Origin of the sequence: Pseudoalteromonas sp. JC28 (genome assembly GCF_013319255.1) — a bacterium.
GTDB lineage: Bacteria > Pseudomonadota > Gammaproteobacteria > Enterobacterales > Alteromonadaceae > Pseudoalteromonas.
Map to the genome: position 1 here is coordinate 443,309 of NZ_QOKX01000004.1, position 13,462 is coordinate 456,770.

Below are 13,462 nucleotides of genomic sequence, written 5' to 3' on the forward strand. Positions count from 1 at the left end.
CTCAAATTAGCATAAAAAAACCAGCGTACTGACGCTGGTTTTTTGGGTTACTTTTTCTTTTTAACCTTGGCGGCTTTCTTTTTCGCCTTGATTTTCACCGGATCTTTTTTCTTCTTCGGTGCTTTTGCTTCTTTATGTTTAGGTTCAAGGCCTTTAATTACACGGCGCTTAAGTTTTTGGTCGGTGTAACGCTCAACCTTACCTAAAATCTCAACATCGTGGGCTTCAACCAAGGAAACCGCGGTCCCTTTTTTACCTGCGCGGCCTGTACGACCGATGCGGTGTACATAAATATCTGCGGTGCGTGGCATATCAAAGTTAAATACGTGGCTGATATCCGCAACGTCGATACCACGGGCTGCAACATCTGTTGCCACTAAGATATTCGTCTTACCACTGTGAAAACTTGCCATCGCAGCCATGCGCTTGTCTTGTGGCATTTCACCACGCAGCCAAGTGGTTTTAATGCCTTTAGCAAATAGCTCGCCAACGAGTGTTTCTAGGCGTTCACGCGTTTTTACGAAGATAACCGCTTTGGTTACTTCTTCGTCATCTAGTAGTTGTGCGAGCAAATTGACTTTGTGCTCGTAGTTATCAGCAAGATGAACCCACTGATGGATTTTACCTTTTTCTTTACGTGATGGCGTGGCTTCAAGTAGTGCTGGGTCTTGTAATATACGTTCAGCAAACTTCTCAACGCTTTCGCCCTCAAGGGTTGCAGAGAACAAAAAGCATTGACGACGGTTAACCGCTTCAGAGCAAATACGTAGCATTTCTTTTCGAAAGCCCATATCTAGCATGCGATCCGCTTCATCTAAGATCAATAGCTCAACGTTTTCTGCGTGGAAGTTCTCGGTTTCAAGATATTCCATCAAACGACCAGGCGTTGCGATGAGAATATCATTGTTCTTTTCGAATATTTCTTTGTGACTGCCGTAATTAATACCGCCAGTTACCACGCCTATCTTAAGGTTAACACCCGCGGCAAGGAGTTCACATTGCTCGTGTATTTGATAGGCAAGTTCACGTGTTGGCGTCATGATAAGTACGCGGGCAAAGCCTGGCTCTTTGCGAGGGAAATCAAGCAAATACTGAATCGCAGGGATCAAGAATGCAGCGGTTTTACCCGTACCGGTTGGTGCGCTGGCGAGAATATCTCGACCAATTAGCGCTTCAGGAATAGCCATCTGTTGAATGCTGGTGGGAGTATCGAAACCCATTTTTTTAATCGCACTAATCAGCTTGCTGTCTAAATCAAATTCAGTAAATTGCATATTGCATCACAAATAAAGGACAATAGCGGAATTATACGTTGCTATTGCATTTTCTCAAAGGTATAGGATGTCTCAGTTTGCATTTAAACAGTTTTCGGTGACCCAGCATCATGCGGCAATGAAGGTTTCGACCGATGGTATTTTGCTTGGCGCGTGGGTTCCGCTCGCTGAAGCCAACCGGGTTGTTGATGTCGGAACGGGAACTGGGCTTATCGCATTGATGTGTAAACAGCGAAGTCCAATGAGCACAGTCCATGCGGTTGAGATTGATGACGATGCGTTAAAAGATGCAGAGTTTAATATCAAGCACAGCCCGTGGTCTGATATTGAGCTGCATCGCTGTGCAATACAAAAGTTTGATAGCGAGCTGCGCTTTGACCTCATGGTATCAAACCCACCTTACTTCAACGCGAGTTTGAAAGGAGAAAATCAAGCGAGAAATAGAGCGAGACACACGGACAGCCTGAGTTTTGATGCCTTGCTTGATGCCTTCGAAAAGTTCACATCGGATGCTGGGCAACTTGCGGTAATTTTACCCTATCAAGAGAGTTTGCTCTTTTGTCAGCTTGCCAAAGCGCGAAATTGGTTTCTTGTTTCAAGCTGTGCGATTAAAACTACCCCGAGTAAATCTTACTCTCGCAGATTGCTACTGATAGGCAAACAAAACATAGCACAACCAAGTCATGAGCAATCGTTGGTGATATACGATGTAGATAACCAATATACGAATGATTTTGTTTCTTTATGTCATGAGTTTTACCTAAAAATGTGATGGATATTTTTTGCTTGTATCGTGATTTATCTTCTACACTTTAGCTGAGAAATAGTCAGAATCATCGTGTTAAAAGTGCAGTCTGATTTACGTGTACTTAGCTGGTTTAATTCGCTTGTGTAGGTGTCCATGAAAAAAGCCGAGATCCCAAATAACGAAGAGAATCGCCTCAAAGCGCTGCGCGAATATAAGGTATTGGATACTGCTGCAGAAGCAAATCTTGATGAAATTACGCAGCTGGTGTCAGAGATCTGTGAAACGCCTATCGCGCTTATTAGCTTGATAGATACAAATCGCCAATGGTTTAAGTCTAAAGTGGGGCTGGATGTGGATGAAACCCATCGAGATATCTCCTTTTGTTCTCATGCTATTTTGCAAGAAGATGTATTTGAGGTGCAAGATGCCCTAGAAGATCAACGCTTTTTTGACAATCCACTGGTTACTGGCGGTCCGAAAATCCGCCATTATTCCGGTGCACCGCTGATTAGCTCTGGCGGTTATAAGGTAGGCACTATTTGTGCTATCAGTGATAAGCCCAAAAAACTCACCGATTTGCAAAGGAAAACACTCGCCACCTTGGGGCGTCAGGTAATTCGGCAACTTGAACTGCGCAGAGAAGTAAACGTACTTAAGCTGCTCAATGATTCCAAAGACAGTTTTTTATCTGATATCAGCCATGAATTACACACTCAACTTAACGCCATCATTGGCTTTAATGATGTGGTACTCAACTCTGCTGAAGCAGAAGGGTTTTCTGAATCTACGACAAGCTACCTGCAAAATATAGAAACAGGAGGGAGTAAACTGCTTACTGTCATTGATTCCGTATTAGAGCTTGAGCTTATTGAAGGTGAAAAAGTTCAGTTTGAACCCATTCTTTGTTCATTATCCGATCTACTAAAGCAGTCAGTTGCTCGCTTTGCTACTGAGGCAAAACAACACGATATTACGATTACGCACTCTATTGCTGGTGTCTATAAAGGTGAGGCTTTGATGCTCGATAAGGATAAAGTGTCACGCGTTATAGAGACTTTACTCGACACCGCAATTCAGTGCAGCGAGGCTGGGCAAGAGGTGGTGCTCAGAGCATATGTCATTGGTAATGAAATACAGTTTATCGTAAAAGACAGTGGTAAAGGCCTTTCAGCGCTCGAGCAAAGTAATCTGTTTGACCGTTTTAGTATGTTTGAGGGCAGAGGAAACTTAGGGGTTGGGTTAAGCCTATGTGTAACTAAAGCACTTATTGATATTATGGGAGGGCGGATCAGTGTCTCCAGTCAAGAGGGCGAAGGAACTGAGGTGGTGTTTATTATTCCGTGCCGAAGTGAAAGTGGAGTAAAAGTCGCTTCGCCGCCAAAAACAGAGCATATTGCCATTTTCTATCATCAAATTGGTGTAATAGAAGACAATCCGCTTAATCAGCTACTGATCACTGCGATACTCGACAAACTGAATTGTAGTTATGATATTTTCGAATCTGCTGAAGCCTATTTTGAAGTGGCAAAAGAAAAACACTTTGACATCATTTTTATGGATGTGAATCTTCCGGGTATGAGTGGTACAGAGGCGGCACATTTAATCAAACAAGAAAATTCAAGGCTACCGGTTTTGGCGATAACCGCTGATATTTTCTTAACTCAAGCTCAAAATGAAGTTTTTGATAATGTGATCCATAAGCCGTATAAGCTATCACAAATTGAGGCCGCATTGAGTCAGTTTTACAGATGATATTAGGAATGGGCGTTAACACTTTGGATTAGTGCTAACGCTTACTGCGCTAAACATCTAATTCGGCGTATTCCGTCATGATTTGCTCTATCCAAGTTGCGATACGCTCGTCGCTTTTGTCGTATTGACTGTCTTCATCTAGTGCCAGGCCAACAAACTGACTTTTATCTTCGGTCAGTGCTTTTGACGCTTCAAATTCATAGTCATCTGAATTTGGCCAGTAACCTAAAAAGGTGACGCCTTGAGGGGCAATTTTTTCATGTAGCATGCCTAGTGCATCTTGAAACCATTCACCATAACCTTGTTGGTCACCCATACCGAATAGCGCTATCACTTTGTTGCTCAGATCAACGCTGTCGATATCGTCCCAGTGAGACTCCCAGTCTTCCTGAAGTTCGCCGAAGTCCCATGTTGAGATACCAAAAATGAGGAAGTCAAACTGCTCAGCTTGTTTTAGCGGCTCGTCCTTAATATTAAATAAGGTAATTGTGTCTTTGCCGATGATTTCTTGAATCTTTTCTGCGGCCATTTCTGTGTAACATGTTGTCGAGCCGTAAAATAACCCAATTTGCATTGTATTTATCACTTTCAATTTGACTGGTATTATAGGTGGCAAGTCTACATCATGACGTTAATAATTAATACAGGTACTCTGTGAGCGAACACCAAGCAACTTCCCATACACTGTCCGATCCGCAATATATAGAAGCCTTTTTAGATGCACTATTTTTGGAGCAAGGGCTCAGTGAAAATACCATTGCAGCCTATCGCAGCGACCTTGAAAAATTTCTCTTATTTATAAAAGCAGAAACCTCGGTGTCTTCTTTACTGGCAATCACAAGTCAGGACGTTGAGGCTTATTTGGCACACAGAATAGACAAGGGCTTAAAAGCAAAGAGTAACGCGCGAGCCATCAGTGCATTAAAGAGATTTTATTTATATTGGTTGCGAGAAAAACAAATCGCGCAGTCTCCACTGGATACTATTGCGCAACCTAAAACAACACTGTCGTTGCCAAAAACCTTGTCAGAGCAAGAAGTTGAGGCCCTGTTAAATGCTCCTGATTGTGACGACCCTATGGGGTTGAGAGATAAAGCTATGCTCGAACTCTTGTATGCCACGGGGTTGCGCGTGACTGAGTTAGTCGGGCTAAGAATGGAGCAAGTCAACATGAGACAAGCTGTTGTGCTTGTGCGTGGTAAGGGAGGCAAAGAACGCTTGGTGCCGATGGGTGAAGAAGCATTGCATTGGATTGAACAATTTCTCAAAAAAGGGCGGGGCTTAATGATTAAGCATGCTACTGATTTTGTCTTTCCATCTAAACGAGGCATAGGTATGACGCGACAAACTTTTTGGCATCGCATAAAACACTATGCTATTTTGGCAGACGTTAAGTCGCCGTTATCGCCACATACGCTACGTCATGCTTTTGCAACACATTTATTGAATCATGGCGCTGACTTGCGAGTTGTGCAAATGATGCTTGGCCATAGCGACTTGTCGACGACTCAAATTTATACACATGTTGCCAGTGAACGTTTAAAAACATTGCACCAGCAGCATCACCCAAGAGCTTAATTTTTGTTGCTTGGGAATTATTTATGGTTACTCCGGTCTTAGTGAGTAACACAAAGGGGCGTGTGATCCCCTCAAATAACAGGTTTAGAGAGAACATAATGAAAAAACTAATAGTTGCCGCTTCACTGGCATTGAGCTTTGGCGCTTTCGCTGAGCAAGTTGAGGGTCCTGTCGCACCAACAGCACAAGTAGACCCAATTACGACGCAATTTAGCGGATTGGGTATAACGGTTAAGCAAATCAAAGATAGTCCGCTTGCTGGCTTAAAAACAGTGATCACAGATAAAGGGGTGCTGTATTCAAGTGCCGATGGTAAATATCTGATTCAGGGCACTATGATTGATCTTGATAACCGTCGTAATATTACCGAAGACGCGTTGAGTGATGTGCGCCAGAAAGGTATCGCTGAATACGAAGACTCAATGATCGTCTATAAAGCGGAAAACGAAAAACATCAAATCACGGTATTCACAGACATTACTTGTGGCTACTGCCGCAAACTGCACCGTGAATTAGAAGATTATTTAGCGGCAGGTATTACCGTGAAATACCTAGCTTTCCCACGTGGTGGTTTGCGTGGCTCAGGCTATGAAGATTTGAAAAACGTATGGTGTGCAAAAGACGCAGCAGCTGCACTTACTGAAGCGAAAGCTGGTGGTGCAGTGAAACCAGTTGAAAACTGCCACGCGCCAGTAGCTGAGCACTATCAACTTGGGCAAAGTTTTGGCATTTCAGGAACGCCAGCGATCATTCTTGAAGATGGTTCTATGATCCCAGGTTATCAACCTGCTGCAGCTATTGCACAAATGCTAGACGCAAATAGCCCTAAGTCATAATGACTCACGCTTAGCGATGGAGTTCGCGTTGAGAACTCGATAAGATAGCAAGATAAAGAATATAAAAGGCCATTTTGGCCTTTTTTGTTTTGTGAAAAAGTATGCATACAGAAATTAAACCAAGAGAGCGGATTGATGACAGCCATTTACCGGCTTCACTGCATCCCGTGATCAAGCAGCTTTATGCTGCCAGAGGGGTTAAATCGGTTGTTGAACTCGACAATAGCGCCGCAACCTTACACGATTTTAAATTATTTAAAGACATCGAGCTTGCAAGCCAAATTCTGGCTGAAGCACTTTCTTTGCAACAACAAGTGTTGATTGTTGGTGACTTTGACGCCGATGGCGCAACGAGCACCGCCGTATTAATGGAGGGGTTGCCTCAGTTTGGTTTTCAGCGTGTGGATTACCTCGTGCCAGATAGATTTAGCTTGGGGTACGGTCTAAGCCCTGCATTGGCCGAGCAAATCGTCGCCATAAAACCTGATTTGGTGATCACCGTTGATAACGGTATTTCCTGTATTCGCGGTGTCGAAATCGTGAAGCAAGCGGGTATTAAGGTGATTGTTACCGATCACCATTTACAAGGTGATGAGTTGCCGATTGCCGATGCGATTGTTAATCCAAATCGTCTTGACTGCGATTTCCCGTCTAAGTCTATCGCGGGCGTTGGGGTTGCCTTTTATCTGCTGATAGCGCTGAGGCATTACTTACGGGCGCAAAACTATTTTGTGGAGCAAAATGTCGCGATGCCAAATTTGGCGACATTATTAGATATTGTTGCCCTAGGAACCGTGGCTGACGTTGTGGCGTTGGACGCGAATAACCGCACTTTGGTACACCAAGGACTCGCCCGGATCCGTAGTGGTCAAACGCGACCGGGGATCCAAGCGCTAATCGAGGTTTCTAACCGTAATAATGCTAGATTAAGTGCCAGTGATTTTGGCTTTGCGTTAGCGCCAAGACTCAATGCCGCGGGGCGTCTTGACGATATGAGTTTAGGTATTGCTTGCTTGTTATCGAAAGACATTAACCAAGCTCGCCGTATTGCATCCGAGCTCGATAGTCTAAATATAGAACGACGCGAGATTGAGCAAAGTATGCAGCAAGAGGCGCAAGCGGTATTGGAGCGTTTGGTACTTAAAAGCCAAGAAGTACCAGATGCCTTGTGTTTGTATCAAGATGATTGGCATCAAGGTGTGATAGGTATTCTGGCGGGACGCTTAAAAGAAAAATATCACCGCCCATGTATTATTTTTGCACAAGGCGACAACGGCGAGATAAAGGGCTCATGTCGTTCTATTGAAGGTCTACACATACGCGACCTTTTAGAGTCAATCAATACCCAGCACCCAGAATTAATTGTAAAGTTTGGTGGTCATGCGATGGCAGCAGGATTGACCATTTTAGAGTCTGAATTTGCGCGGTTTAAACAGGTATTCGAACAAAACGTCAGTGCGACGCTGAGCGAAGAAGCAAAGCAAAGCATTCTGTTGACGGACGGTGAACTGCCGGGCGATTGCTTTACCATGGATTTTGCTTTTGAACTACAGCAGGCAGGTCCGTGGGGGCAGCAATTTAGTGAGCCGGTATTTCAGGATGTATTTGAGTTGGTGCAGCAACGTATTGTTGGCGACAAACATCTAAAACTTGTGCTTAAGCATCGCTCGGGTCGATTGGTTGATGCGATAGCATTTAACGTTGACGTTCGGGCTTGGCCAAATCTCCAGGCAACCCATGCTTTATTTGCTTATCAATTAGATATTAATGAGTTTCGTGGTAAATATAATTTGCAGCTCATTGTGCGTGAACTTCAGGCGCAACCGAATTAATAGAGATGTGCGTACTGAGTTTGTTAAAAAACTCCCAAAATTCTCACTTTAAGGGATGCTAAGCGCGGTTATTATTTGATACTATTGGTCGCTTAAATCTATGGTCTGACCCGTTGTCAGACCTGTTTGTGTGAATTCACAAACCGACAAATTTAGTTCTGGAGTAAAGGTAAATGTTTGAAGTGAATCCTGTGATTAACCAAATCAAGGAAATTCGCGAACGTACAGAGCTTCTTAGGGGGTATCTTTGACTACGCTCTAAAGCAAGAGCGTTTAGAAGAAGTTAATGCCGAATTAGAAGATCCCGCTGTATGGAATGAGCCGGAAAGAGCCCAAGCACTGGGCAAAGAAAAATCGAATTTAGAAGTGATTGTTGAAACCATCGACAATCTCGTGTCTGGTGCCGATGATGCAGAGGGTTTAGTTGAGCTCGCCGTAGAAGCCGAAGATGAAGAAACCTTCACTGAAGCAGAGCAAGAGGTCAACGGCCTTGTTGAGCAGCTGGAAAAACTAGAGTTTCGTCGTATGTTCTCAGGCGAGCAAGATGCCAACGATGCGTACATCGACTTACAGTCAGGCTCTGGCGGTACTGAAGCTCAAGACTGGTGTAACATGTTGCTGCGTATGTACTTGCGCTGGGCTGAGGCGAAAGGTTTTAAAGCCGAAATCGTTGAAGCGACAGATGGCGATGTTGCTGGTATTAAGGGCGCGACAGTTAAAGTCACGGGCGAATATGCTTACGGTTGGCTTCGTACAGAAACGGGCGTACACCGCTTAGTACGTAAGAGTCCTTTTGATTCAGGCGGCCGTCGTCATACTTCGTTTGCTTCTGTATTCGTTTACCCAGAAATTGACGACAATATCGAAATCGATATTAATCCTGCAGATCTTCGTATCGATGTATATCGTGCATCGGGCGCGGGTGGTCAGCACGTTAACCGTACAGAATCAGCGGTACGTATTACGCACTTACCAACCAATACGGTAGTGCAGTGTCAGAATGACCGTTCGCAGCACAAGAACAAAGATCAAGCGATGAAGCAGTTAAAGGCGAAATTGTTTGAACTTGAACTGCAAAAGCAAAACGCTGAAAAGCAAGCTCAAGAAGATGCAAAATCTGACATCGGCTGGGGCAGCCAAATCCGTTCATACGTGCTAGATGATTCACGTATTAAAGATTTGCGTACAGGTATTGAAAATCGCAATACCCAAGCCGTACTAGACGGCGATTTAGACAAATTTATCGAAGCAAGCCTGAAATCAGGCCTTTAATCCACAAGCTAAACTAAGAGCTAAACAATGACAGATCACAATCAAGACGAAAATAAACTTATTGCTGAGCGTCGTGGCAAGCTAGATGCGATCCGGGAAAATTGCCCTGCGAATGGCCACCCGAACTCATTCCGCCGCGAAGACTACACACAAGATCTACAGGCTAAGTTTGGTGATAAATCGAAGGAAGAGCTAGTAGAACTTGATCATCATGTTTCTGTTGCGGGTCGTTTGCTTGCGAAACGTGGTCCTTTCTTAGTGTTGCAAGACATGAAGGGTCGTATTCAGGCTTATGCTTCAAAAGACGTACAAAAAGACCTAAAAGAGAAGTATGGTCAATTAGATATCGGCGATATCGTTGGTGTTAAAGGTCCGCTTCATAAATCCGGTAAAGGCGATTTATACGTCGACATGGTTGAGTATGAACTACTGACTAAGTCGCTACGTCCACTACCTGAAAAGTTCCACGGCCTGACTGACCAAGAAGCAAAATACCGTCAGCGTTATGTTGATTTGATCACTAACATGGACACACGCGAAACATTCCGTATTCGTTCAAAAGTGATTGAGGGTATTCGCCGTTTCTTAGCCGAGCGTGACTTTATGGAAGTGGAAACGCCGATGCTACAGGTTATTCCTGGCGGTGCCTCTGCACGCCCATTTGTAACGCATCACAATGCACTAGATATCGATATGTATCTACGTATCGCGCCTGAGTTATACCTTAAGCGTCTAGTGGTTGGTGGTTTTGATCGTGTGTTCGAAATCAACCGTAACTTCCGTAACGAAGGTTTATCTACGCGTCATAATCCAGAGTTCACTATGATTGAGTTCTATCAAGCATACGCGGATTACAATGATTTGATGAACTTGACTGAAGACATGTTACGCACCGTGGCACAAGACGTGTTAGGCACTACTACGGTTGTTAATACTGTGAAGAATGCTGAAGGCGAAGTGACAGAGACGATTGAGTATGACTTTGGTAGTGCGTTCCAGCGTTTGTCTATGGCTGATGCTATTTTACAATATGGCCCAGATGCTGAAGCACAAGCTGAAATCTTCAAAGATCCAGAAAACCACTTTGAAGCACTAAAAGCATACGCTAAGAAAGTTCACGTTAAGATCCCTGAAAACTGTGTATGGGGTCCAGGTAAGTTCCTGTGTGAAATCTTCGAAGAAGTCGCTGAACACAGACTTATCCAACCGACGTTCATTACTGAATATCCTTGGGAAGTGTCACCGCTTGCACGTCGTAACGATGAAAATCCATTTATCACAGACCGCTTCGAGTTCTTCGTGGGTGGCCGTGAGCTTGCAAATGGTTTCTCTGAGCTTAATGATGCTGAAGATCAAGCTGCGCGCTTTGCTCGCCAAGTGGAAGAAAAAGATGCAGGTGACGATGAAGCAATGCACTACGATGCGGATTATATCCGTGCGCTAGAGCATGGTTTACCACCAACAGCGGGTGAGGGGATTGGTATCGATCGCCTTGTGATGTTGTTCACGGACTCACCGACTATTAAAGACGTTATCTTGTTCCCGCATATGCGTCCTGAAGTGCAAGCTGAACAGTAAGTATTTTCACGTAATCTGAAAGTACATCTAGAAAAGCGCCTTATGGCGCTTTTCTGTTATTTTCGTAAGATAAATCTTACAGTATTTCTAAATACTTAGTTTTATTATGTAGTTATTGCTAACTCCAATTCATAATAAAAGTTGTTTCTCTTTTGAAACTAGATTATCCCAGTTTCCTGACTAGTCTTTTTCAAGTTCTAATGCTGCGTTAAAAATAACGAATAGGGAATCCAAAAAGATGAGCAATAATGAGTTTGAAAATGTCGATGAGCACGAGCAAGCGAGAATCTTATATTATCGGGCTTGTATCGCTGAGTTTCAGCAGCTTGGTTATCAAGAAGCATTTTTGGACGAAGTTTTGCGTCAACAACGTGCATTAAGAAATACCTACAGTGATCCTAACCCCCTACAAAATGAGTAAAAATTGGCGTTAGTGCCGAGTAACTAAGCAGACTGCACAATCTATCACCATTCAGTGCTTTTTTACAAGAAAAGTATTTGACATATTTTTTCTAACCTATATTATACGCCCCACAAGACGGAGAGGTGGCCGAGTGGCCGAAGGCGCTCCCCTGCTAAGGGAGTATAGGGTTTGTAGCCCTATCGAGGGTTCGAATCCCTCCCTCTCCGCCATTTTTAATGGTTGTCTTGTATGGACGCATAGCTCAGCTGGATAGAGTACCTGGCTACGAACCAGGCGGTCGGAGGTTCGAATCCTCCTGCGTCCGCCACTTCTCCTTGAGTGGTTAAATAATAAAGGTAGGAAACAGGCGTTGGAGGTTCACCTTCACAAAATATTTCCTGAGTCCAGCACTTTTCTTTAAGTGGTTAAATATAAAGAAGTTGGAAAACTATACATTCGTAACGGACGCATAGCTCAGCTGGATAGAGTACCTGGCTACGAACCAGGCGGTCGGAGGTTCGAATCCTCCTGCGTCCGCCACTTTTCTTTAAGTGGTTAAATATAAAGAAGTTGGAAAACTATACATTCGTAACGGACGCATAGCTCAGCTGGATAGAGTACCTGGCTACGAACCAGGCGGTCGGAGGTTCGAATCCTCCTGCGTCCGCCACTTTTCCTCAAGTGGTGAAATAAAGAGATAAACAAGCCGACGAAAGTCGGTTTTTTTGTGTCTAATATCCATGTAGGAGCAGGTTTACCCTGCGATCTTTTACAAAAGTTGAATATGACGACGGTCGGAGGTTCACTCTCCACAACACACGTCCTGCGTCCGCCACTTTTCCTCAAGTGGTGAAATAAAGAGATAAACAAGCCGACGAAAGTCGGTTTTTTTGTGTCTAATATCCATGTAGGAGCAGGTTTACCCTGCGATTTTTTACAAAAGTTGAATATGACGAAAGTCGGTTTTTTTGTGTCTAATATCCATGTAGGAGCAGGTTTATCCTGCGATCTTTTACAAAAGTTGAATATGACGACGCTCGGAGGTTCACTCTCCACAACATACGTCCTGCATCCGCCACTTTTCCTCAAGTGGTGAAAGAATGAAGGTAAAAACAGGCGGTCGGAGGTTCACTCTCCACAATACACGTCCTGCATCCGCCACTTTCTCTCAAGTGGTGAAATAAAGAGATAAACAAGCCGACGAAAGTCGGTTTTTTTGTGTCTAATATCCATGTAGGAGCAGGTTTACCCTGCGATCTTTTACGAAAGTTGAATATGACGACGGTCGGAGGTTCACTCTCCACAACACAGTTAAATATGACGAATATGACGACGCTCGGAGGTTCACTCTCCACAATACACGTCCTGCATCCGCCACTTTCTCTCAAGTGGTGAAAGAATGAAGGTAAAAACAGGCGGTCGGAGGTTCACTCTCCACAATACACGTCCTGCATCCGCCACTTTCTCTCAAGTGGTGAAATAAAGAGATAAACAAGCCGACGAAAGTCGGTTTTTTTGTGTCTAATATCCATGTAGGAGCAGGTTTACCCTGCGATCTTTTACGAAAGTTGAATATGACGACGGTCGGAGGTTCACTCTCCACAACACACGTCCTGCATCCGCCACTTTTCCTCAAGTGGTGAAATAAAGAGATAAACAAGCCGACGAAAGTCGGTTTTTTTGTGTCTAATATCCATGTAGGAGCAGGTTTACCCTGCGATTTTTTACAAAAGTTGAATATGACGAAAGTCGGTTTTTTTGTGTCTAATATCCATGTAGGAGCAGGTTTATCCTGCGATCTTTTACAAAAGTTGAATATGACGAGGCTCGGAGGTTCACTCTCCACAACATACGTCCTGCATCCGCCACTTTAAAGAGATAAACAAGCCGACGAAAGTCGGTTTTTTTGTGTCTAATATCCATGTAGGAGCAGGTTTAYCCTGCGATCTTTTACRAAAGTTRAATATGACGACGCTCGGAGGTTCACTCTCCACAATACACGTCCTGCATCCGCCACTTTCTCTCAAGTGGTGAAAGAATGAAGGTAAAAACAGGCGGTCGGAGGTTCACTCTCCACAATACACGTCCTGCATCCGCCACTTTCTCTCAAGTGGTGAAATAAAGAGATAAACAAGCCGACGAAAGTCGGTTTTTTTGTGTCTAATATCCATGTAGGAGCAGGTTTACCC

Annotated in this window: 10 protein-coding genes and 4 tRNA genes; 12 read left to right on the forward strand and 2 right to left on the reverse strand. The window is 44.0% G+C overall.

What is annotated here, in order from left to right; genetic code table 11:
• Window positions 1-47: 47 nt before the first annotated feature.
• On the reverse strand, window positions 48-1,274 hold the full coding sequence (gene srmB, locus DS891_RS11810) for an ATP-dependent RNA helicase SrmB (RefSeq protein WP_010606189.1): 1,227 nt from the start codon (window positions 1,272-1,274) through the stop codon (window positions 48-50).
• A 67-nt stretch (window positions 1,275-1,341) separates the two neighbouring features.
• On the opposite strand from srmB, the gene DS891_RS11815 reads away from it, so the two are divergent.
• Together DS891_RS11815 and DS891_RS11820 are read left to right on the forward strand one after the other, a co-directional pair.
• Window positions 1,342-2,046, forward strand: a complete 705-nt coding sequence (locus DS891_RS11815; RefSeq protein WP_174169888.1) for a tRNA1(Val) (adenine(37)-N6)-methyltransferase — start codon at window positions 1,342-1,344, stop codon at window positions 2,044-2,046.
• A 129-nt stretch (window positions 2,047-2,175) separates the two neighbouring features.
• Window positions 2,176-3,774: a response regulator gene (locus DS891_RS11820; protein WP_174169889.1), complete on the forward strand. Its 1,599-nt coding sequence runs from the start codon at window positions 2,176-2,178 to the stop codon at window positions 3,772-3,774.
• A 49-nt stretch (window positions 3,775-3,823) separates the two neighbouring features.
• Here the strand turns inward: DS891_RS11820 and fldB are convergent, their stop codons facing one another.
• Window positions 3,824-4,348 (reverse strand): flavodoxin FldB, encoded by a 525-nt coding sequence (gene fldB, locus DS891_RS11825; protein ID WP_010375981.1) that lies wholly within the window; start codon window positions 4,346-4,348, stop codon window positions 3,824-3,826.
• 80 nt (window positions 4,349-4,428) lie between these two features.
• Here fldB and xerD point away from each other — a divergent pair, with 80 nt between their 5' ends.
• The 10 genes from xerD (at window position 4,429) to DS891_RS11875 (ending at window position 11,943) form a co-directional block, all read left to right on the forward strand.
• Window positions 4,429-5,352: a site-specific tyrosine recombinase XerD gene (xerD, locus tag DS891_RS11830; RefSeq protein ID WP_010606193.1), complete on the forward strand. Its 924-nt coding sequence runs from the start codon at window positions 4,429-4,431 to the stop codon at window positions 5,350-5,352.
• Between the two features lie 98 nt (window positions 5,353-5,450).
• Window positions 5,451-6,188, forward strand: coding sequence for a bifunctional protein-disulfide isomerase/oxidoreductase DsbC (gene dsbC / locus DS891_RS11835; protein WP_010606194.1), 738 nt, complete (start codon window positions 5,451-5,453; stop codon window positions 6,186-6,188).
• Between the two features lie 101 nt (window positions 6,189-6,289).
• A complete protein-coding gene (gene recJ, locus DS891_RS11840; protein WP_174169890.1) occupies window positions 6,290-8,020 on the forward strand; it encodes a single-stranded-DNA-specific exonuclease RecJ in 1,731 nt (576 codons plus the stop codon).
• A 173-nt stretch (window positions 8,021-8,193) separates the two neighbouring features.
• Window positions 8,194-9,292, forward strand: a protein-coding gene (gene prfB, locus DS891_RS11845; protein ID WP_099030198.1) for a peptide chain release factor 2 whose coding sequence is annotated in 2 segments (ribosomal slippage) — window positions 8,194-8,268 and window positions 8,270-9,292 — 1,098 coding nt in all. Because the reading frame shifts where the segments join, the coding sequence is not laid out codon by codon here.
• A 27-nt stretch (window positions 9,293-9,319) separates the two neighbouring features.
• The gene (gene lysS / locus DS891_RS11850) at window positions 9,320-10,870 is read left to right on the forward strand and encodes a lysine--tRNA ligase (protein ID WP_010375973.1); all 1,551 of its coding nucleotides are present in this window, start codon (window positions 9,320-9,322) and stop codon (window positions 10,868-10,870) included.
• A 238-nt stretch (window positions 10,871-11,108) separates the two neighbouring features.
• On the forward strand, window positions 11,109-11,291 hold the full coding sequence (locus DS891_RS11855) for a hypothetical protein (protein ID WP_010375970.1): 183 nt from the start codon (window positions 11,109-11,111) through the stop codon (window positions 11,289-11,291).
• A gap of 119 nt (window positions 11,292-11,410) precedes the next feature.
• A tRNA-Ser gene (locus tag DS891_RS11860) sits at window positions 11,411-11,503 on the forward strand.
• Between the two features lie 21 nt (window positions 11,504-11,524).
• Window positions 11,525-11,601 (forward strand) — tRNA-Arg (locus tag DS891_RS11865).
• Window positions 11,602-11,736: 135 nt separating this feature from the next.
• Window positions 11,737-11,813, forward strand: a tRNA-Arg gene (locus DS891_RS11870).
• Between the two features lie 53 nt (window positions 11,814-11,866).
• A tRNA-Arg gene (locus DS891_RS11875) sits at window positions 11,867-11,943 on the forward strand.
• The last annotated feature ends 1,519 nt before the right edge of the window (window positions 11,944-13,462 follow it).

Excerpts from the sequence above, each read along its gene's own strand:
- DS891_RS11815 (WP_174169888.1), top strand. The coding sequence starts at position 1,342 with ATGTCTCAGTTTGCATTTAAACAGTTTTCGGTGACCCAGCATCATGCG.
- recJ (WP_174169890.1), top strand. The coding sequence starts at position 6,290 with ATGCATACAGAAATTAAACCAAGAGAGCGGATTGATGACAGCCATTTA.
- DS891_RS11820 (WP_174169889.1), top strand. The coding sequence starts at position 2,176 with ATGAAAAAAGCCGAGATCCCAAATAACGAAGAGAATCGCCTCAAAGCG.
- fldB (WP_010375981.1), bottom strand. The coding sequence starts at position 4,348 with ATGCAAATTGGGTTATTTTACGGCTCGACAACATGTTACACAGAAATG.
- DS891_RS11855 (WP_010375970.1), top strand. The coding sequence starts at position 11,109 with ATGAGCAATAATGAGTTTGAAAATGTCGATGAGCACGAGCAAGCGAGA.
- dsbC (WP_010606194.1), top strand. The coding sequence starts at position 5,451 with ATGAAAAAACTAATAGTTGCCGCTTCACTGGCATTGAGCTTTGGCGCT.
- lysS (WP_010375973.1), top strand. The coding sequence starts at position 9,320 with ATGACAGATCACAATCAAGACGAAAATAAACTTATTGCTGAGCGTCGT.
- srmB (WP_010606189.1), bottom strand. The coding sequence starts at position 1,274 with ATGCAATTTACTGAATTTGATTTAGACAGCAAGCTGATTAGTGCGATT.